This is a genomic window from Gottfriedia acidiceleris (assembly GCF_002128425.1).
Classification (GTDB): Bacteria; Bacillota; Bacilli; order Bacillales; family Bacillaceae_G; genus Gottfriedia; species Gottfriedia acidiceleris.
On record NZ_NESS01000010.1, the window covers coordinates 101,877 to 122,594 of the forward strand.

Below are 20,718 nucleotides of genomic sequence, written 5' to 3' on the forward strand. Positions count from 1 at the left end.
CCTAAATCCTCTCTCTTTCCTCTTCTTCTAAACTAATTAAATGAATATTGTATTCGATTATTTTTCTTTTAAATTCTTCATCTGGATCTTTGTCGGTAATAATGACGTCAATCCACTTAATATCACATATCTTATGCAGAAAAACTTTTTCAAACTTTGTATGATCTGCCAATAATATGACTTGTTTTGCACAACTAATCATTTTTTTCTTTAAAAACGCTTCCTCTTCGTCAGGTGAAGTTATTCCGTCTGCGCTAATTCCACAAGCGCCAAGAAATAGCTGATCAACTTTGTAATCATTAAGTGTTTCAATTGTCCTAGGGCCTACTAAATTTCTATTTTTCCGATTAAATTTTCCTGGTAGCATAAAGGTTTGAATTTCTTCATACTCACCTAATAAATCAACTATATCAATAGAGTTCGTAATCACATTAACTTGTCTACCTGACATAAATTTAGCCATGAGAGCGCAAGTTGAAGATGTATCCATTAATAAGTCACTAGTTTCGCGAATAAGTGATGAAGCTCTTTGCGCAATTTTTTCCTTGCCTACAGTTGCATTTCGTTCTTTATAATCAATTAAATTTCGATTAGCGGTTGGAAGTGTTGCTCCACCTTTTATTCGCATAATCTCCCCGCGTTCTTCCAGTTTCACGAGATCTCTTCTTGCTGTATCTTTAGAAACGCTAAGCATTTCACATATTTCTTCTAACGTAATCTCACTATTAGAAGCCAAATACTTTATTATCAAAGCTAATCTTTGTTCTTGATACATCGTTTAGAGCCCCTTTATCTATTTCCTAAAAATTAAATTATAACGTTATTATATATAATTAATTTAAGTATTTCCACAAAAAAACTTAAAAAACTTAAGATATTTAAGTTTTTTAAGTTTATATCTAAGATTATATGTAATATAAAATAAAAAAAGACGGTAAGTAATAATTTTAACTTTACCGTCTTTAAAAACTGTTTTATAAAAATTTGATTTGGTGGAATAAATGATTTTTTCCATTCCATTCGATTATAAATTCTTCAATCCCTAAAACTGCAGTTTCTGGTTTTGACACTTGATGATCAATCCATTTCTTAAGTTTAGGTATTACATCATTATGAAATTGAGATTTCGCCTTCTCTGGATAAATAGTTTGGGAGATTGGATAGAAATAAATTCTAATATCCTTATCTCTATTACAAGTAACCGATGCTACAACCGTGCCGCTGATTTGTGGCGGTCTTGCACAACGATTATCAAATTCAAACTTTCTTGTCAGGCCAAATATAACACTTGCCTCTTCTTTACTAGGAAGATTCAACTTTATTTGTTTTCTATTTGCAGCATAAGTTTCAATTTTGTTGAGATTTCTAAAAAAAACGATCCTCAAATTCGCACCTCCTAATAATAGCCACTACATCATAATTTCTACTTCATTTAATTTATGCCCCTACTAATAATCATATTGACCTACTTTAAAATAATCACAATAAAAAAAATCGACAAAATGTCGATTCTATTAAAAGCTATTAAACGATTTTTAGTTAAGATTGAATTTAGTCATTAAAAAATTATTTAATATAGTATACTAGTCCTCCGATACAAATAAAAAAAATGCCAATAACTCCAGACAATACGGAGAATTTATCCTTGTTTAAGTGCCCTAACTTAAAAAAATCTTCTTTTACAACTCTTTGTTGCTCTGGAGCTTGAAATGCACCTATGAGTATACCAGAAGTGAATATAAATATTGCACCAATCATAAAACAAATTTTCACCAATTTTATTCCACTCTCCTTTAGGAGTTATATTCTAGGAGAAGTATCAAAAACGTTTATAACTTATAAAGTTAATTAATAAACTCCTAAGAAAATTTCCAACTAACAACGACATACAAAGATAAAGCACAAAAATGAGAAGTACTAATAAGAACTTTTTGAACTTATTGAACATAGTAATCCCCCATTATGTATAAGAATTGTTGTCAAAATAAGTAAATTTATATAATTGTATACTTATAATGGGGAGAAAGAACTTAAGTGAATAATATTTTCTATTAAATTGTAATGGTTACTTTTCAGGAGTTAGGTTATTAAGTATTGATTAAAAATACTTGATTTCACCCAAATTTAAGATGTTGATTTCCGTGAAAAGCTTTTAAAATTAAATCCTTTTCTGGAACACTTAAAGTTTCGTATGCTTTTAAAAATTCTCGGTTCTCATAAGGTACTTCTTTAAATTGAACATCAATTTGACGATCTATATTTAAGATGCAATATCGTGCATAAGGTTTATCATAACATCCAAGTGAACCCGGATTAATATACAGACGTTTATCGGATTGAAAAAAATGTAAAGGATGATGATGTCCAAAACAAACGGCAGCAAAATCAGATCCGTTATACATTTCGTCAAGTTTACCTATAGTAGGATTCTTATCAATTTGAAAATAAGATTGATCCGAATTTAAGTGATAATGCGTAAATAAGATTTTTTTAGACTCATATTCAATGATTAATTTTCGTGGCATTTCCATCAGCTTAGGTATAAAGTTTTTATTCATACGAGAAACTAGCCATTCATGGTGTTTCCTTACTCCTTCATTACTAATTTGCGTAGATTTTCCATGAATGATATTTAGAAAATCTTCTTCATGATTCCCTATTACAAATGATATATTATCAAGTAAAAACAACATATTTAGTACCTCGTTCGTTTCATGCCCAATCGCAACCATATCCCCTAAACAGTATATATGCTCAATATTTTTTTCATTTTTAACATCTTTTAAAACCGCCCTTAGAGCAGAGGCATTTCCATGAATATCGGTAATAATTGCAATTTTTGTACCCATCTGTATATACTCCTAATTTTAATGTTTAACATCTATTACTAAAAACTAAGCCTTCGTATACTAGATCACGAAATTTTTAAGAGAATTATAAAATAAATCGTCCTTCGTAAGTTACTATGACAAAAGTTTTAAAGAAAATAAAAAGAGTTTAAAATAACCTCTCTTAACAGAGAGGTTATTTGTCAGCTTTAAGATTGTAAACCGGTTTCATGAAGAAATCGATCTCAATCTGCTCAGTAATATTTTCTAATATTAATTTAGGTTTTTTATATACCATTGGTGATTCATCTACTGTATGTTTGTTGACCGATGTTGTATATACACCCTTCATTGCTTTTTGATAAACATCTAAGTCGACTTTATGTACTGCATCTGTTCGGCTCATTATTCGGCCTGCTCCATGAGGTGCTGAATAATTGTAGTCAGTAGAACTTTTACCTTTTCCTACAACACATCCATATGCCATATTAAATGGGATGATTATTTCTTCTCCCTCACCAGCAGATATTGCACCTTTTCTTAGGATATTGTTTTGAAGGTCGATATAATTGTGTACCGATTCTATTTTTTTAATTGATTCAAAATCGAGTTTAAAATATTTTTCAATAATAATTTTAGCAATCGTCTCTCTATTTAAAGAGGCGAAATGTTGAGCAATTGATAGATCTTTTAAATATGCATCTTTGTCTTCCTGTTTGGATAAATATTCGAATCCTTTATAACTTTCTCCGAATAATTGTTTCATATTTTCTTTAGCGACATTCATATGATGTTTTGCTATTTCAAATCCAAAATTTCTTGAACCAGTGTGGATTACAAGCCAAAAATGGTTATTCTCATCTTTATCAATTTCTACAAAATGATTTCCAGAACCTAGCGTTGCAATGCTGTTCATCACATACATGTAGTTAAGATTAAGTCTCTCAATCGCTTCAGTAATCTCTTCTGGTTCAATCACAGGCTCGTCATGGATATTTGAACCAATCGGGATATTTTTTCGAATGAACTTATCAAGTTTTTCACTCTTTACTGATTTCATGCGTCCTAGATGGTATGCACTCACTCCACAACCAATATCTACACCGACGATAGAAGGAATAATAAAATCATTCAACGTCATCGTAAAACCTACCATTACACCTCCACTAGATATATGGCAGTCAGGCATGACAATGATGTTTGAATTTGCAAAGCATTCAGTATCTAAGATCGTTTTTAATTGTGTAATGACATTTGTATCAACATAATCAAGTAGTATTTTTCCTTTATTGTGTTTTCCATTGAATTCTAACATGCGTGATCCTCACTTATGTTTTTCTAAATCTGCTTTTACTTAAAGTCACGTCCAATAACCATGTTAGTGGAAATAACTTACAAATATTATATCATCTCTCATTCTACGATTCTTTAATTTCCTGAAAAATATAGAAACGTCAAAAATATTAAGTTTGAAATTCCTTTCTAATATTGAAACTTCTATTCTTTTTATCTACCTAATGTGTTTTTCATTCTTTATCTCAAATCATAGAATGAGAAATGCCCTTACATTAATTCCATATTCTTTTCACTTCAACTAATGATTCACCTTCGAAGGTTAATTTATAAATATCAGGCAAAGCAAGTTCATTCCAAAAATTGAAATCATATTTTTGATCAAAGAAATTCATAATTAGTACCATCATATTTCCATGCGTACCAATAACGATGTTTTTACCAGTATAATATTTTAATAGTTTGTTTATAGATTCGATTCCTCTTTTTTGAGCTGTGTAATTTGACTCTCCACCATTCCACGATCGATTAAAGTCCTTCCAAACTTCACTAATTACATATTCAAAATCCGCAACAGGCTCTTTAGATAGGAGTCGCTCTTTAAAATTTTCTTCTATAATTATTTCTAAATGTAATGATTTGGCTATTTCTTCAACTGTTTGAATTGCACGTTTATATGGACTTGAAATAACATAGTCGATTTTTTCTTTTAATAGTAGTTCGGCAACAATATTTGCATCAGATAATCCTTTTTCAGATAATGGTCGGCCCAATTCATCAGGAGTATAGGTTGAATGTGCATGTCTTACTAAATACAAGTTCGTTATCATTTGGCACCACTCCCTAACATATCATTTTTTTCTATAATATAAATTTCGACATTTTTTTAACTTTTCCTTGTTCTTTCTCCTATCATTAAGACAATTTATAACCAAAGGCATTACCAATTTTTTTGTAAAACGATAAAAGCATACATTTGAATAAATTAACTTAAACTAAACAATAAAAAATAACACAAGGTGTGATTAGATGAAAAAAGTATGAGTATGTATTACTACTATTTTGAGCGTATTCATTTTTTTAGGCTCTTCGCAATTAACGCTGGCAGAAAAGTTAAATGAAGTTTCTGCAACACTTACAGTTCAAGTAGGTCCCACTGTTGACTCCTCTGGAGAAGCTAGTCAACCTATTAAAGGCGCTAGGGTTATTGTAATCAATTCATTAGGTAAAGTTTTAGGTACTGAATTAACCGATTCAAAAGGAATTGCAAAGTTAAATGTAACAGTGAAGAAGGATCCTCGTTTTCCGAAGAAGCAAATGGGGGAGGTAACTATCATAACTGTAGCAAATGGATATAATGAACAGATCGACTTTAGTGTACCAATCAATGAATTCAATGATCACACGGCTAAAGATTCGGTATCTCTTTGGATTGTGAATCCAAAAATAAGAAATGAACCACGATTTACTAATGGTTCTTATCATCGCTTTACCGTACATGAAATGTTAGATCATTACGCAAAGCAAGTCGGATTAACGAAACAAACTATTACGATGGATACAGGAGCAAAGCCATCTTGGGGACCAAATTTGAAAAAATGATTTCTTAAAAATTTCTTTATGTCTCTAAAAATAAGATAGACTGTTTATTATTAACAGTCTACTTTTAAAAATTTTTTCATCAACAATCTTCCTACTTAATTAAACTTCATTCAAGAATTAAATCTGTATAGCAAAATCTAGTTTCTCCTGTATAAACATCAGCAGTTAGCTTCTTTTCTCCAATGCCAAACTGAATAGGATTAGTAAAAATAGGTCCATCAAATACAAATGAATGGTATTCTCCATTCTCACCGCAAAGGTCAACATCTTTTGGAAGTTCGTTGATTAAATGATAATCTATTTCTTTACCAGAAAATTCTTCTGTTAATCTAGTTAAATCAACACAAGTAATAATCGTTTTATAGCCTAAGGAAATAAAGCGTTCAATCACATTTGATGTACTTTCACCCCATAAAGGAAAAATTGGATTAATGCCTAATGGTTTAAGCATTTCTTCTCGATACTTTCGTACGTCTTCAAGAAATAGATCTCCAAATGCAATATATTCAATCCCTTGTTCCTTTAGCTCTAAATTAACCTTTGTCATAATTTCTTGATATTTTTGATTAGAACAATTTTCTGGAATCCATATTTTCGTTAATGGTAGACCGATTGAATTCGCTTGTGCCTCCAATAATTCGACCCTAACTCCATGAATGCTCGTACGATTAAATCCTTCAGTTACTGATGCGATTAGCACTTCTACTTCAAATTCATCAGAATGCAAAAGGTCATGCAATGCCAAAGTTGAATCTTTACCACTAAAAGATACTGCTATTTTTTTCTTATTAATTTCGATTACCACCTTTTTATATACTTATCTATAAGCTAAAAATTTTTAAGACGCCAATTTAACGTAAGTTCCATCATCTTCCATAAAAAAATTATAGCATTTTTCATTTAATTTAGATCCAATTATATATCTTACCTGCCTTTTATCATTTCTCCAAAAAAATATAATAAATTTTAAAAAATAGCTAATAAATAAAGAAGAATGATTCACTGAAAAATAAAATTGACATACAACCATAAGGTGTTATAATTATAAATAACACCTTATGGTTGTATAATTTATTTTAGGAGGCAACAAAAATGGACAAGCAAGGTCAAGAAATGTTTTTAAACTTTATTTTAGAAAGAGTTCAAGAAGGTAAAGAAGATGAAGCAAGGGAAATTCTTTTAGAAAACTTCAGAAAACAAGATGAAGGTACTTTTTCATTAGAAGAAGTTCAACAATTTGTCCCAAAAATGATTACATTATTAAAACCTGAGAAACTTGAAGAAGTTAAAACAGTTGTAATGCAATTCGCTGGAAATTTCGGTAAATAAAGTAAAAAAACTCTGTCTATCAGAGTTTTTTTACAATTTTTTTACTTACTATTCCAAGATCACTTGGCGTTTGCCTATTTAATTCCTTCTACTTCTCTAAATGTCTTTCAAATATAAAAAATGAATATAATCTATACATTATTGCGATCAAAGCTAAAATTGATAAATAGATCATCGAATTGTCATCGATAAAAAATGACGAGATACAAATTGCAAATGCTAAAAATGTTAGAAAATTACCGGAGAAACCATTAATTGGTTGATTGTTTAAAAAAAGTGTTTTGGCACCTTTTAAATCTTTTGCATAACAATCCTCGTGATAAGGAACGACTTGAAAAAACATAGTAGCAGTAACGAGATCTCCTCTAATCCTAATTTCCTTCAGACACCGATCGCAATGCACAGTTTTAGCCAAATAATTCACCCCAAACTTCTTAATTCTACATCATAATTAATTCTATTTTTTAAATCGATCTAGTAATCTAGTAACAATTCATCAATTAAAAGATAGTTACCATCGAGGCCCTTAGTTTATTTATTCTTTCAGCTATATAAAGTAGGTTAAACATATCCAAGTTCCGGGTAAAATTTTGTTAAAAATTCATCTAAAATGTCCTTATGACTTTTAACAATATTGTTTGGTAGTTCATTTGGATAAAAGAACTCAAATTTAATAGATTCCGAATCATTAACACTTAATTTCCCTTTATAATCTTCTGTATAATAAGCAACTGTAACTACGAAAAATTCATCTCCATTTTCAGCTTTAACGAAGTTTTTTGGTCCTGAATAGACATTTATTAAATTCAAATGATCTACAATTAGTCCTGTTTCTTCAAAAACTTCTCTCTTAGCAACATCTTCAGTAGATTCTCCTAATTCCATTAATCCACCTGGTATTCCCCAATACCCATTTGGATATTTTCTAAGTTGCAATAATAATCTTCCTGCTTGGTCAATGATGATCGTAACTGAGCCTACAAATATTAATGGCCTATGTCCAACAATACTCCTTAAGTCTTCAATATATCCCATTTTTACCCCTCCTTATTTTTACTATATTTTACCAGAATCCATTATCTAAGATACTTAAATTAATTTAAAATATCATATAGTCCCCCATACAATATTTATATAAAAAAAAGAAACAACCTATTTAGATTTTAGATCCAAGATTGTTTCTTTTAGTAATTTTATGCTGTTTCTAGAAGTAGTTTTAATTATGATGCTAGTTTATTATCATTTATTTTTGCATTTGGATATTTTTTATTTTTTGCTTCCGAACTAGAAACCCAATAAGCTACTCCAACAAATAAACTACCGCCAATAATATTTCCAATTGTAACCGGTACAAGATTCGAAATCATTCCGCCTATTGTTACTGTGTCTGGATGGTTAACAAGTAATGAGATTGATAATAATGTCATGTTTGCAACACTATGCTCAAATCCTGAAGTAATAAAAGCAAACAAACACCAAAATACCATGATCAATTTTCCTGTTTCTGATTTCATTTTAAATGAACACCAAAGTGCTAAACATACAAGTATATTACAAAGAATTCCACGTATTAATAATTCCATAAATGGTGCATTCATTTTTGCTGAGGCAGCATTATTTATAAAATCTGCCACACCACCACTCGCTAAGCCTGAATAAGCAAATAATAAAGCCACAATTACCGAGCCAAGTAAATTTCCTAAATAGCTATAACCCCATACTTTCAAAGTATCAATCCAATTAACCTTTTTTTCTAACATACCAATAGACATAATCATATTATTTCCAGAAAATAAATCTGCACCGGCCATGATGACTAAACTTAAAGCAATCCCAAATGAAACACCCATTATAATTTTAGTACCTGCAAAACCAGTTGGAGCGAGTAATCCACCAATTGTAAAGATTAAAATAATACCTAGTCCTACAAAAAATCCTGCCATCATTGTAGGGACCATATACCTTGATTTACTTACTTTTACTTGGTTTGTCCTTGATATAGCCTCATTTCCAATTGAATTAATAACTTCTTTCATATTGATCACCCTATATTTAGATTTTAGCCTTTTCTTGAATCCGTTCTATAAGCGCTTGACTCATCAATACATCAAATTGTAAATTTCCACATAGATAAAATTTTTCATTTTCAATTGAAATTCGTCTTTTAATTTTTTCATGAAGTAGTCCTGTAAATAATAAATATGGCATAACATAAGTATTTTCAAATTCTATACTCATCTGATTAATCATATCTTCTAACCTAGGTTTACCTGCTGTTAAAAATGCTGTGCGAACAGGAACTTTCATTCGCGCTTCAACTTTACTTCTAATTTGTTTTAGCATTTCAATCGGCTCAGGATCACTGCTTCCACGACCTACTAATAAAATTGCAGAGTTGCTAGTTCCGTAGGCAGCCTGTACACGCTTTTGAACGAGCTGAATCATTTTTTCATGAACACCAAATGGCTCAGTTATCGTAATATTTACATTTGCAAATCGTTTTAAAGTAATATTCAATTCGTCTGGAATATCGCGTTTATAATGTGCCGCGGCAAATAATAACACTGGCACAACTAATATCTTCCGTGCCCCTTGTAATATAATATTTTCCAAAGATTGTTGAATCGTTGGAGCAACTAGTTCTAAAAATGCAAATTCTTGTTTTTGAATCGGAATCTCTTTGATGACTGATTGAATAAATTGTATAAATTGTTCATTTCCTTCTTGCCTGCGACTTCCGTGTCCAATATATACTACAGCATCAAACATAATTTCACTTCCAATCACCAAGCATGATTTCCTTTTGTAATGCTTCGTCAATTTTAGTAAACCCGCATTTAAATGCATATTCCTTAACTGATTCACCAATATAGGCAAATGGTAAATTCATTAAATGACTTTCCTTCGTCTTCCCTAATTCTTTTCTAAACCAATCAACGGATGAACGATTTGGAAAAATTATTGAATCCCATATTGTTTCTTCTAGCATTCTTTGATTTATTACTTCAAATCGAGAATCTGCAATATTTTCATGAGTAGCTAAAAATGTTGATTTTGTTTGTATTTGTGTAGCATTGGATACCGATCCTATAAAAATTGCAGCATTCTCATTACCACTAATTTTTTCTGCTAAAATCCCATATTTCTCAAGTTCCTTTTTGGTTTTCGGCGATAGATACTTAATCTTATTAGGAAGCCTACGAACATCGAATTTTGATTGATACATTTTAGAAAAAAATAATTTCACACTTTCTGGTGAACAAAAAACGATTCTTTCATGGCTTAGTGCATCAACTAACTGATCATGTTGAATTAGAAGTTGAACTGATTTAAGAGTGGGAAAAGCATAAACCTCAGCACCGTTTTCTAATAAATAAGTTTCTAATCCATTCTTTTCTAAAGATGCTGTTCCTTTAGCTAATAAAATTTTTCTACCAAAGTATTTTTTCTTTTCAAACCAAGAAATCTTAGAACGTAATTTAACAACATCTCCAATAATTGTCATTGCAGGATTTGTAATTTCTTCTTTTTCAATAATTGAAACGATTGTTTCAATGGTTCCCTCAACAACCTTTTGTTTTCCAATTGTTCCCCACTGGATTAATGCCGCTGGAGTATCCTTAGATTTACCATTCTTTATTAGGTGTGTACATATTTTAGGAAGATTGCTTACGCCCATATAATAAGCAAGTGTATCCCCTAACTGATCAGAACAATTCAATTCAATAAGATCTTCATTCTCCATACATTTATGCCCTGTTCTTAAGGTAAAACTTGTACTATATTCTCTATGCGTAACTGGGATGCCAGCATATGCTGCTGCAGCAATGCTAGATGTAATACCCGGAATAATTTCAAAAGATATATTTTGCTTTGAAGCTTCCTCTGCTTCTTCACCTACTCGACCGAAAACTGATGGGTCTCCGCCTTTTAATCTAACGACGTATTTCCCTTCTTTAGCTAGATCAACTAAAGTTTGATTAATCATTTCTTGACGCATTGTATGTCTGTCTGGAAGCTTCCCACAGTAAATAAATTCACAATTTTCCCTCGCTTCACGAAGTAACCTTGGATTTGCAAGTCGATCATATAAAATTACTTCAGCTTCCCGAATACATTTCAATCCTTTTTCTGTTATTAAACCTAAATCCCCAGGTCCTGCACCTACAAATGAAATAAATCCAGATTGTTTTGTCATAAATTACACCGTAATATAAACATAACCGTCGATTACTTCGGTTTTATATGTTTTTAAAATGCCATCATCTGGTTTTTGAACTTCACCAGTAATTAATGAAATTTTCCAGTCACGCAGAGGACAAAATACATATTCACCTGAAACAATCCCTTCAGCAAGTGGTCCATTTGTTCCTGGACATATACTTTCGACTGCACGAACGTCTTCATTTGATAAACGGAATAAAGCGATTGATTCTCCTTTTATAACTACTTCCTTTCCAATTTGGATTGGTAAAGAATCTACATGAATAATCTTTATTTTCTCTGGTGTTGTGATCATATCTATTGCTCCTCTCAAGTTGGCAATTTATTTTCTAATAATATCATATAGTTCTAATTGATTATTAAGCGCTTTACCCCAAGCTTCCTCATATGTTGATTTTGCATGATCAAATCTCACTACTAAAGCATTTTCTTGTTCCTTGTTTAACAATACTTCTTTAATCATTTCCACTCCAGTTCGCTTTACCCATGGAGCAGTTCTTTCTCCGTATACTCCCGTTTCTCGATAATATTGAACGTAAGCCTTTGCCATATGAATTACTTCTTCTTCTGTAGTTACAGTAGTTAAAAAATCACATTCTCGAACTTCTGTACCACCATTACCTCCAAAATAAAGCTGGTAGCCATTTTCTACACAGATTACGCCAAAGTCTTTAGTAAGTACTTCAGCACAATTTCTAGGACATCCTGTAACACCCATTTTCATTTTATGTGGTGTATCAACCATTTCGATTGCTTTTTCTAATTGGATTCCTAAGCCTAGTGAATCTTGTGTTCCGAATCGACAAAATCTATTGCCGACGCACGACTTAACATTTCTAAGGGACTTAGAATAAGCATATCCTGAACGCATCCCTAATTCTTGCCAAATTTTTGGTACATCTTCCTTTTTTACACCATATAAACCAACACGGCTCGCACCGGTAACTTTTACTAAAGGTATGTTGAATTTATTTGCCACCTCACCAAGTTTAATTAATTCATCACCAGTCGTTACGCCCCCATACATACGCGGTACGATTGAGAATGTCCCATCTTTTTGAATATTTCCTTCCATTCTTTCATTAACGAAGCGTGATGATTTATCATCTTCATAATCATTTGGATACAACATTCTTAAATAATAGTTTAGAGCTGGACGACATTTTGAACATCCTTCTTCATTTTCAAATCCTAATACAATTCGAATCTCTCTAGGAGTTTGAAGTCCTTTATTTTTGATTTCATTCATAACTTCATCACGAGAAAGTGTTGTACATCCACACATACCTGGATTTGCGGCATTTGGATCAAATGTATCTCCTAGTGTAGCTGCTAAAATACTTTTAACCATTCCTTTACATTTTCCACATGAAGCACCAGCCTTTGTGCAACTTTTCACATTTTCAAAAGTAGTAAGCTCTTGTTCTAAAATTGATTGAACAATGGTGCCTTTTGTGACTCCATTACATCCGCAAACTGTATCATTTGCACTCATAGAAAGAACAAAATCTTCACTAGAGTACTCTCCTGATTTATGCAGTATAGAAGCACTTGTATATTCTTTTATATTCGTTTCATTTTTCAACATATTAAATAATCGATTTCCATCCGATGCATCACCATATAAAACTACTCCAACTACTTTTTCATCTTTCACGATTACTTTTTTGTATAGCCTAGCAAATTGGTCATTTATAATGATCGCTTGCATATCTTCTTCTTCATGGATTAATCCACCTGAGAATAAATCACATCCAGATACTTTTAACTGAGTTGATAAAATGCTTCCTTTATATCCATTCGTTGAATTACCAGTCATATGATCAGCAAGCACAATTCCTTGTTCGTACAACGGTGCTACTAAACCATAAGTAGTTCCGTTATGTTCGGCACATTCACCTATTGCATAAATTGATCGTTCAGAAGTTTGCATAAAATCGTTAACAACAATTGCACGGTTTGCAACTAGTCCAGCTTCTTTTGCTAAAGAAATATTAGGTCTTATTCCGACAGCCATTACGACTAAATCACAATCTAAAGAAGTACCATCTGAAAAACTAATTCCTTCTACACGGTTTGTTCCATTTATTGAAATCGTTTGTTTCTCCATTAAAAAATTCATACCCTGTTTTTCTAAATCTTTTTTTAGCATTTTTGCAGCTGTTGCATCTAATTGTTGTTCCATTAATGTAGGTAGTAGATGAACAATATGTACTTCCATACCTCGATCAATCAATCCTCTTGCTGCCTCTAATCCTAATAAGCCACCTCCAATTACTACGGCTTTTTTATATTTTTTTGCATAATCTATCATTAATTCAGTATCTTGAATTGTTCGGAAACCGATTACTCCATTTAAATCATTACCTGGAATCGGCAAGATAAACGCACTGGAACCAGTAGCTATAATAAGTTCATCATAATAAATCGTTTTTCCTTTTTCTGTTTCTACTGTTTTTCCTGCAGGTGATATTTTCGTAACTTTTTCGTTTGTTAGTAGTGTAATTTGATTCTCAGTATACCAATCCCAATCATTAATATTGATTTCATCGATAGTTGTTTTTCCTTGTAATACATTTGATAACATGATCCTGTTATAGTTTGGATAAGGTTCATCGCCAATTATTGTGATCTCAAATAAATTTTTATTCCTTTTTAGAATTTCTTCTATACAACGAACTCCTGCCATACCATTACCGATCATCAATAATTTTCTTTTCATCTCTTCTGTCCCCCAGTATTATTTGTGAAATATTTCACAAATTCAACTAAAAAAAATCATAAACTTTTTATTAATTGTTTTTTCTTTACCAAATACAATTTTAGTATAACTGATAAAGTAATTTTTCAAAGGATATTATTTGACAATATTTTGAACATGATCATCCATTTTTACTAAAGAACCTCTAAAGGTAAATTTGCCTAAAGAGGTCACGAGCTTATTTTTTCTTTTTTAATTTCTCTTCTGCTTTTTTTATATCCTCAATTTCTCTATACTTTACAATCTTTTTTATCAAATCAAATGGAAGTGGATCGTTTATTGGAAATTGTACAGATCCTTTAGCACCTTTATAAGCTAATAATTCTTGTTTAAATGCTGCAATTCCATTAGCTCCCGGGTAAAATCCAATGTGATTTTTAAATGCAGCAAAATGTACTAAATTTTTATTTAGTGCAAATGTAGGCATTTGATAACTAATTCTTTCAACTGCATTTGGAACAACTTCTTTTACAACCTTTCTTAAAGCTTGTAATGTTTCCTGAACATCAGGCTGAAATTGTAAAATATACTCATCAATCGTTTCAAATGTCTTTTTAGTATTAACCATAAATTCTCCTTTAACAATTTATCCTGCTTTTTCTGTTTTGTCTCCAGAAAGTGAATTAATTTTTCTAAGTGAAGGGAATAAATACATCCATAGTCCAGCTACAATTAATGTTCCAAGTCCTCCCACAAATGCCGCTGGTACAGCACCAATTAACCCAGCCATCGTACCAGATTCAAATTCTCCTAGCTGATTTGAAGTTCCAATAAATAGCGAATTTACTGCATTTACTCTTCCTCTCATATCGTCCGGTGTCTGTAGCTGAACTAGCGATGAACGAATTACTACGCTGACTACATCTGAAGCTCCAATTATAAATAATGAAATTAATGAGATGACTAAGTTTGTTGAAATTGCAAATAGCATCGTTGCCAATCCAAATATGCCTAAAGCACCAAATAATATTGGACCATATGATCTTTTAAGTGGAGAATAAGCTAATATTAAAGACATAATTAATGCTCCGACAGCTGGTGCAGTCCGCATCAGACCTAAGCCCCAAGCTCCTGTATGTAAAATATCTTGCGCATAAATTGGTAAAAGTGCAGTAGCTCCTCCAAGTAAAACGGCAAATAAATCAAGCGAAATAGTCCCTAAAATAATTGGGTGCTTATAAACAAATTCTAACCCCATTAGCATTGTACGTATTGTTACTGGCTCTGATTTACGGATAAATTGACTATCTAATTTAATAATATAAGTTAGGAATGATGAAAGTAATAAAGCTATTGCTGACGTTGCATATACGTATGCCGGTCCTACTGAAAATAATACACCACCAAGAGATGGCCCTAATATTTGTGCTGTTTGACCTGCAGATGTACTCCAAGAAATAGCTTGCTGTAAAATAGATTTTGGCACTACTTGAGGTAATAAGGCCGAAGAAGCAGGTCCTTCAAATGATCGGCATGCACCGAGTATAAAAGCCGCAATTAATATTTCTTCTCTGCTAAGCCAATTAGCAAAATTTCCATATAAAAGAAGTCCTGCTATTATAGCTTCTACCATTTGGCATATGAAAACAATTTTCCGACGATCAACTCTGTCAGCGACTTGACCAACTACTAAAGTGAGTAAGACCATTGGAATAAATTGTGCCAAACCTACTAGACCAAGACTAAATGCGTCATGTGTTAAATCATACATTTGCCATCCAATCGCTACGGATAGCATCTGAAATGAAGTCGAAGTAAGCATTCGTGAGATCCAGAAATTCGTGAATGAAGTCCCTTTAAATATAGATTTTTTTGATGCAAACAATCAAACTCTCCCCTTTTTAACTCTTACAAATAGCAGATTGAATATTTATACTATTGATGAAATTTAAATACAAATCATTATACTATTTTTACTCTGAAATTGTGGATTAATTCAACTTACATTAAGTGAATTTTAATAATTGGAAAAGAGCTCATTCAATTTTCTAAACAGTGTCTTATGAGTAAGTTATTTTCAATTTCTCGCTTTTTTACTTACTCATGAACTCCCTATGAGTCACTATATTTCTTCTTTTTGCCTTTTTACTTACTCATGAATCTTCCATGAGTCATTAAACTTCTTCTCTTTGCTTTTTTACTTTCTCATGAACTATTTATGCGTAGGTATTCAACAAATCTCAATACATTTTTCAATATTGACAATGTGATATGTCAACACGTCGAAAAACACTTCTCTATTAAAGAAGTGTTTTTCAGAGTAGTAATCTAATTAATGAACTGCAGTTGAAGTTAAAACAAATCCTTCATATCCATTTGTAGCTATTTCATCGCATTTTTTGCGATATGCCCCTACCCCTCCAAGGTAAATTTGAAATCCTCGTGGTTTTCCTTTAATATTTGCCCCGGTGTACCATGAATCTGTTTTTGTGAATAGTGTTGCCTCTGCAACTTCCCTACAATGTCGACTCCAGTCATTCTCTGCATCAATATTAGCTTCAATAATATCAATTTCATTTGTACGTAAGAACTGTATACAATCAGCAATCCATTCTACATGTTGCTCGATTGACACTGGCATGTTGCTAAGTACTGAAGGACTTTCAGGGCCAGTAATCATAAACATATTAGGGAAGCCAGCATTAGCAATTCCAAGATATGTTCTCGTTTGTGCACCACCGTCCCATTTTTCTTTCAAACTAACTCCATCTTTTCCTTTAATTTCAATCTTCATCAATGGTCCAGTCATTCCATCATACCCAGTAGCAAATACAATAACATCTAGTTCATATTCATTGTTATTAGTTTTCAACCCATTAGGAGTTATTGATTCAATTGGATCGTTTTTAACATCAACTAATGATACATTTTCACGATTATATGTTTCGTAATAATTCGTATCAATAATTGGACGTTTTGTACCATAGTAGTAATATGGCATTAATTTTTTGGCAACTTCTGGATCATTTACGATTTCACAAATTTTTGATCTAATAAATTCAGCAACTGTCTTGTTTGCTCTTTCATCGATTGTCAGATCAGTGAAAGCTCCAAAAAGACCAAGTCCACCATTTTTCCAATTTTCTTCATAGATTTGATTTCTTTTTAATTCATTAACCTCTAAAGCAGATTGAGTAGCAGGTACAACCGGTTGGCCACCGATCGATTCTCTCATTTGTTTTTTAATATCTTTGAAGTTTGCTTTAGTTTTTCTTATATAATCCGGGTCATATAGATGGTTTCTTGCTGGTGCACTATATTGAGGTGTACGCTGGAATACAGTCAGATGACCAGCCTGCTGGGCAATGACTGGAATAGCTTGTACACCGCTCGATCCAGTTCCAATAATTCCAACACGTTTACCTTTAAAATCGACATCCTTATTTCGTGGCCAGTGCCCTGTATGATACCATTCCCCATTGAACGATTCAATCCCTTTGAAGTTAGGTATATTTGCCGCTGATAAACAACCTACACCAGTAATAAAATATTTAGCTGTTACATTCGTATGATCGTCTAAATTAATCTTCCATATATTCTTTTTCTCATCATATTGAGCTGATTGTACTCTTGTATTAAATTGAATATCTGTACGTAAATTAAATTTATCTGCAACAAAATTCAAATATCTTAATATTTCAGGCTGCTCAGGATATCTAGAAGTCCAAGTCCATTCATTATATAATTCTTCCGAAAAAGTATAATTATAGTAAACACTTTCTGAATCACATCTTGCGCCTGGGTAACGATTCCAAAACCATGTTCCACCTACACCTTCACCTACTTCATATACACGAGTCGAGAGTCCATCCTCTCGTAAGCGGTGAAGCATATATAGCCCCGAAAAACCAGCACCAATTACAACAGCATCAAAATGTTGAATGTTATTTTTCATTTCAGATCCTCCCTCTTTCAATAGATTTTTTCATCTTTTTTTACAAACTACAACTTATCTTTTATTTAAAACTGTTTGATCCACTTTAGTTAAAAACTCATCAATTCGATTGATTGATTCTTTAATTCGCTGAGGAAAAACTGCCATATTTGTAAAGTATCCGTGAACCAGTCCTTGTTCACAATGTATATCTACATTTACTCCTGCGTCTCTTAAACGTTGACCATATTCATTTCCTTCATCGCGGAGTACATCATTTTCAGCAGTAATAATAAGTGCAGGAGGTAAGTTACTTAAATCTTCAGCTTCAAGTGGTGAAACATATTTATTTCTAGCATCCTCTTTTGAATTTATATAATGATTACCAAACCAAATCATTAAATCTCGATCAAGTCCATAGCCTTCCTGGAAATCTAGATAAGATTTTGTATCATATGTTAAAGCTGTCACCGGATAAACAAGCACTTGGGCTACAATTTTTGGTCCGTTTTGATCTTTAGCAGCTTTTGAAACAACCGCAGCAAGATTCCCACCTGCACTATCTCCTCCCACGACTATATTGGAAGCGTTTCCATTAAATTCTTTAGCATGTTCACTTACCCAATTTAATGCTGCATACGAATCTTCAAATGGGATTGGAAACTTGTGTTCTGGAGCAAGTCGATAATCTACAGAAACAACTATTCTTTTTGTTCGATTAGCAAGCATCCTACAACTTGCATCTGAAGTTTCTAAGTCCCCTAATACCCATCCGCCACCATGGTAATAGACAAATACAGGTAATGGCCCTTCACCTTCAGGAGTATAAATTCTGATTTTAATTTGTTCATCTTGTCCAACTTGAATTTGCTTATCTTCAACTTTTGCTAATGGAGCAAGTTCTACTTCAACTGGTGGAACATTTGAAAACATTTCTCTTACAGCCACTGGTTCCATTTTGTGAATCGCTGGCAATTGATTAAACATCTCCACATATGCTTTTGCTTTTGGATCTAAATTAGCCAATTTACATCTTCCTTTCAGTGAATTTTAATTTACTTTCGAGATCCTATATCTCAAAAAGCCTACCTAAAGAATATAATTTTTTGTATAATTAGAATATTCCTAATTTTGAATATGCAATATCCCTAAAAAGGAGATGATAATGTGGTTTCTGACTATACCATTCAAGAACATATTCGAAAACTTGAAGTCAGTACAAGTCATGAAGAACATATGTATAAGATTCTCGATATTTATATGAATCTTTTTCCCGTACAAAATGCTTATTTATTTAGATATTCTCCTTTTGGATTTTTAGGCGAAGGCATTATATTGATTACGAATGATGGATTATCACATATTCGTGAGATAAGAGATGATATTCGTTCGCTCCCGATCATCTTTTCAGCAATTTGTGAGAGAAAAGCAAAGTATTGTTCAGGGATAGAATACTTAAAACAAACGAGTAGTAAGTACATCTTCCCTTCTAGTGTAAACTCGATGATTGCTGTGCCAATCTGTTTCGGATCTGTTGTAGTCGGTTATATTTGTTCAACAGAATTTAAGGATGAACTTAAAATGGATGATAAACTTCTCTCTTCATTTACATACTATGGTAAGTTAATTGGGAAATTTTTAGAAAATACAACAGGGACATATCATTCAATAATTTTAAGTAAAAGAGAATTAGAGGTAATGAAACGAATTGCATGGGGCGAAAGCACAAAAGAGATGGCAGATTCCATGAATATTAGTGAACTTACGGTAAAACAATATGTAAAATCGGCTATAAAAAAACTTGGTGCTAATAATCGCTCTCATGCTGTTGGTGAATTAATTCGAAAAGGAATTATTTCTTAAAAACCTTTTTGAAAGCACTTTTAAACCCCAAAAAAACACTAGTCTTTTTTAGAAAAGATTAGTGTCAGAGTGTTGAAATATAAAATAGTCAAAAGTGAAAAAGTAAATTAATCGAACAAGTTACAATTTTCACCAGCATAACAGATTAGTGTCATTTCTTAATTAATCAAGCGAAATCCAATTTTTTTTCAATGCAAAAATCACAGCATTTAATCTGTCTGAAACCTGTAATTTTTGGATTATATTTGAAACATGATTTTTAACAGTTTTACTTGAAATAAATAATTCAGAACCTATTTGAATATTAGAATAACCTCGAGCTAAAAGTTGTAAAATTTCAATTTCTCTTTTTGTCAGAAGATTATTCATAGTTTCATAATCTAGTTCTTTCTTTTTCTTTCCATTCTCAAGAAGTCGAGTATTTTCTTGAATGATTAAATTTGTTAATCGAGAATCTAAAAAGAACTGACCCTCTTGAACTTGTCTTACAATATAAAGTAAATATTGCTCATCAATGTCAGTTAAGCAAATTCCATTTACCCCAATCTTCATTAAACTCTCTATTTCGTTATAATCTAAGTTATTCTTAATGATTACGATATTAATGTTCTGATCACGTAACTTTAAAAGCTGTGATTTAATTCCCATCTCTTCATTTTTCACATGACAAATAAAAAATGTTTCATTTAAATCGCTTATATTAATTTGATGGAAATCTATTTTTCTAGCATCCAGATTATGATGTTTTAAAATTGTACAAATTCCAGATACGAAAAGAGTATTTTCAACAAAAATAAATGTTTTTTTTTCGTGATGATTAAAATCATTATTAGCAAACATTTTTATTCCCAACCTTCAACAGATACTATATACAATTACTGATATTTAATCGACTAATCCTAATTATTCCTATAAATTTAAATGGAATTAAATAGTATTTTACA

At 31.9% G+C, this 20,718-nt stretch carries 22 protein-coding genes; 3 read left to right on the top strand and 19 right to left on the bottom strand.

What is annotated here, in order from left to right:
* Position 1: 1 nt before the first annotated feature.
* The 6 genes from B6K90_RS17345 to B6K90_RS17370 form a co-directional block, all read right to left on the bottom strand.
* The gene (locus tag B6K90_RS17345) at positions 2–775 is read right to left on the bottom strand and encodes a DeoR/GlpR family DNA-binding transcription regulator (RefSeq protein WP_088014019.1); all 774 of its coding nucleotides are present in this window, start codon (positions 773–775) and stop codon (positions 2–4) included.
* Positions 776–974: 199 nt separating this feature from the next.
* Complete coding sequence (locus B6K90_RS17350) at positions 975–1,385, bottom strand: hypothetical protein (RefSeq protein ID WP_088014020.1); 411 nt, start codon at positions 1,383–1,385, stop codon at positions 975–977.
* A 181-nt stretch (positions 1,386–1,566) separates the two neighbouring features.
* Positions 1,567–1,776 carry a hypothetical protein gene (locus B6K90_RS17355; protein WP_088014021.1) on the bottom strand — a complete coding sequence of 70 codons (210 nt, stop codon included), beginning with the start codon at positions 1,774–1,776 and terminating at the stop codon, positions 1,567–1,569.
* Between the two features lie 338 nt (positions 1,777–2,114).
* On the bottom strand, positions 2,115–2,849 hold the full coding sequence (locus B6K90_RS17360) for a metallophosphoesterase family protein (RefSeq protein ID WP_088014022.1): 735 nt from the start codon (positions 2,847–2,849) through the stop codon (positions 2,115–2,117).
* A gap of 175 nt (positions 2,850–3,024) precedes the next feature.
* Positions 3,025–4,143, bottom strand: coding sequence for an RtcB family protein (locus B6K90_RS17365; protein WP_088014023.1), 1,119 nt, complete (start codon positions 4,141–4,143; stop codon positions 3,025–3,027).
* A 253-nt stretch (positions 4,144–4,396) separates the two neighbouring features.
* Positions 4,397–4,951 (bottom strand): histidine phosphatase family protein, encoded by a 555-nt coding sequence (locus B6K90_RS17370; RefSeq protein ID WP_088014024.1) that lies wholly within the window; start codon positions 4,949–4,951, stop codon positions 4,397–4,399.
* A 232-nt stretch (positions 4,952–5,183) separates the two neighbouring features.
* On the opposite strand from B6K90_RS17370, the gene B6K90_RS17375 reads away from it, so the two are divergent.
* Positions 5,184–5,723, top strand: coding sequence for a hypothetical protein (locus tag B6K90_RS17375; protein ID WP_088014025.1), 540 nt, complete (start codon positions 5,184–5,186; stop codon positions 5,721–5,723).
* Between the two features lie 106 nt (positions 5,724–5,829).
* Here B6K90_RS17375 and B6K90_RS17380 read toward each other — a convergent pair whose 3' ends face one another.
* Entirely contained in the window at positions 5,830–6,528 is a 699-nt protein-coding gene (locus tag B6K90_RS17380; RefSeq protein WP_212667544.1) for a Dph6-related ATP pyrophosphatase, read from the bottom strand.
* 287 nt (positions 6,529–6,815) lie between these two features.
* Here B6K90_RS17380 and B6K90_RS17385 point away from each other — a divergent pair, with 287 nt between their 5' ends.
* Positions 6,816–7,052, top strand: a complete 237-nt coding sequence (locus B6K90_RS17385; RefSeq protein WP_088014026.1) for a hypothetical protein — start codon at positions 6,816–6,818, stop codon at positions 7,050–7,052.
* A gap of 88 nt (positions 7,053–7,140) precedes the next feature.
* Here the strand turns inward: B6K90_RS17385 and B6K90_RS17390 are convergent, their stop codons facing one another.
* The 11 genes from B6K90_RS17390 to B6K90_RS17440 form a co-directional block, all read right to left on the bottom strand.
* Positions 7,141–7,467 carry a hypothetical protein gene (locus tag B6K90_RS17390; protein ID WP_139840753.1) on the bottom strand — a complete coding sequence of 109 codons (327 nt, stop codon included), beginning with the start codon at positions 7,465–7,467 and terminating at the stop codon, positions 7,141–7,143.
* 146 nt (positions 7,468–7,613) lie between these two features.
* Positions 7,614–8,087 (bottom strand): NUDIX hydrolase, encoded by a 474-nt coding sequence (locus tag B6K90_RS17395; RefSeq protein WP_088014028.1) that lies wholly within the window; start codon positions 8,085–8,087, stop codon positions 7,614–7,616.
* A gap of 185 nt (positions 8,088–8,272) precedes the next feature.
* The gene (locus tag B6K90_RS17400; RefSeq protein ID WP_088014029.1) at positions 8,273–9,088 is read right to left on the bottom strand and encodes a formate/nitrite transporter family protein; all 816 of its coding nucleotides are present in this window, start codon (positions 9,086–9,088) and stop codon (positions 8,273–8,275) included.
* A gap of 16 nt (positions 9,089–9,104) precedes the next feature.
* Complete coding sequence (locus tag B6K90_RS17405; RefSeq protein WP_235821832.1) at positions 9,105–9,839, bottom strand: sirohydrochlorin chelatase; 735 nt, start codon at positions 9,837–9,839, stop codon at positions 9,105–9,107.
* Positions 9,826–11,250, bottom strand: a complete 1,425-nt coding sequence (gene cobA / locus B6K90_RS17410) for a uroporphyrinogen-III C-methyltransferase (protein WP_088014030.1) — start codon at positions 11,248–11,250, stop codon at positions 9,826–9,828. Before cobA ends, B6K90_RS17405 begins: the two co-directional genes overlap by 14 nt.
* A gap of 3 nt (positions 11,251–11,253) precedes the next feature.
* Positions 11,254–11,571 (bottom strand): nitrite reductase small subunit NirD, encoded by a 318-nt coding sequence (gene nirD, locus B6K90_RS17415; RefSeq protein ID WP_088014031.1) that lies wholly within the window; start codon positions 11,569–11,571, stop codon positions 11,254–11,256.
* Positions 11,572–11,598: 27 nt separating this feature from the next.
* On the bottom strand, positions 11,599–13,998 hold the full coding sequence (gene nirB / locus B6K90_RS17420; RefSeq protein WP_088014032.1) for a nitrite reductase large subunit NirB: 2,400 nt from the start codon (positions 13,996–13,998) through the stop codon (positions 11,599–11,601).
* A gap of 217 nt (positions 13,999–14,215) precedes the next feature.
* Positions 14,216–14,605, bottom strand: a complete 390-nt coding sequence (locus tag B6K90_RS17425; protein WP_088014033.1) for an iron chaperone — start codon at positions 14,603–14,605, stop codon at positions 14,216–14,218.
* Positions 14,606–14,623: 18 nt separating this feature from the next.
* A complete protein-coding gene (locus B6K90_RS17430) occupies positions 14,624–15,862 on the bottom strand; it encodes an MFS transporter (RefSeq protein ID WP_212667545.1) in 1,239 nt (412 codons plus the stop codon).
* Between the two features lie 447 nt (positions 15,863–16,309).
* Positions 16,310–17,932 (bottom strand): flavin-containing monooxygenase, encoded by a 1,623-nt coding sequence (locus B6K90_RS17435; RefSeq protein ID WP_088014034.1) that lies wholly within the window; start codon positions 17,930–17,932, stop codon positions 16,310–16,312.
* A gap of 54 nt (positions 17,933–17,986) precedes the next feature.
* Positions 17,987–18,937, bottom strand: a complete 951-nt coding sequence (locus B6K90_RS17440; RefSeq protein ID WP_235821833.1) for an alpha/beta hydrolase — start codon at positions 18,935–18,937, stop codon at positions 17,987–17,989.
* A gap of 141 nt (positions 18,938–19,078) precedes the next feature.
* Here B6K90_RS17440 and B6K90_RS17445 point away from each other — a divergent pair, with 141 nt between their 5' ends.
* A complete protein-coding gene (locus B6K90_RS17445) occupies positions 19,079–19,774 on the top strand; it encodes a response regulator transcription factor (RefSeq protein WP_088014035.1) in 696 nt (231 codons plus the stop codon).
* Positions 19,775–19,936: 162 nt separating this feature from the next.
* Here B6K90_RS17445 and B6K90_RS17450 read toward each other — a convergent pair whose 3' ends face one another.
* Positions 19,937–20,614 carry a response regulator transcription factor gene (locus B6K90_RS17450; RefSeq protein WP_235821834.1) on the bottom strand — a complete coding sequence of 226 codons (678 nt, stop codon included), beginning with the start codon at positions 20,612–20,614 and terminating at the stop codon, positions 19,937–19,939.
* Positions 20,615–20,718 lie beyond the last annotated feature (104 nt).

What these genes read in the sequence shown, in the direction of transcription:
- B6K90_RS17345 (WP_088014019.1), bottom strand. Translation starts at nt 775, where the DNA reads ATGTATCAAGAACAAAGATTAGCTTTGATAATAAAGTATTTGGCTTCT.
- B6K90_RS17360 (WP_088014022.1), bottom strand. Translation starts at nt 2,849, where the DNA reads ATGGGTACAAAAATTGCAATTATTACCGATATTCATGGAAATGCCTCT.
- B6K90_RS17365 (WP_088014023.1), bottom strand. Translation starts at nt 4,143, where the DNA reads ATGTTAGAATTCAATGGAAAACACAATAAAGGAAAAATACTACTTGAT.
- B6K90_RS17370 (WP_088014024.1), bottom strand. Translation starts at nt 4,951, where the DNA reads ATGATAACGAACTTGTATTTAGTAAGACATGCACATTCAACCTATACT.
- B6K90_RS17385 (WP_088014026.1), top strand. Translation starts at nt 6,816, where the DNA reads ATGGACAAGCAAGGTCAAGAAATGTTTTTAAACTTTATTTTAGAAAGA.
- B6K90_RS17395 (WP_088014028.1), bottom strand. Translation starts at nt 8,087, where the DNA reads ATGGGATATATTGAAGACTTAAGGAGTATTGTTGGACATAGGCCATTA.
- B6K90_RS17400 (WP_088014029.1), bottom strand. Translation starts at nt 9,088, where the DNA reads ATGAAAGAAGTTATTAATTCAATTGGAAATGAGGCTATATCAAGGACA.
- cobA (WP_088014030.1), bottom strand. Translation starts at nt 11,250, where the DNA reads ATGACAAAACAATCTGGATTTATTTCATTTGTAGGTGCAGGACCTGGG.
- nirD (WP_088014031.1), bottom strand. Translation starts at nt 11,571, where the DNA reads ATGATCACAACACCAGAGAAAATAAAGATTATTCATGTAGATTCTTTA.
- nirB (WP_088014032.1), bottom strand. Translation starts at nt 13,998, where the DNA reads ATGAAAAGAAAATTATTGATGATCGGTAATGGTATGGCAGGAGTTCGT.
- B6K90_RS17425 (WP_088014033.1), bottom strand. Translation starts at nt 14,605, where the DNA reads ATGGTTAATACTAAAAAGACATTTGAAACGATTGATGAGTATATTTTA.
- B6K90_RS17435 (WP_088014034.1), bottom strand. Translation starts at nt 17,932, where the DNA reads ATGAAAAATAACATTCAACATTTTGATGCTGTTGTAATTGGTGCTGGT.
- B6K90_RS17450 (WP_235821834.1), bottom strand. Translation starts at nt 20,614, where the DNA reads ATGTTTGCTAATAATGATTTTAATCATCACGAAAAAAAAACATTTATT.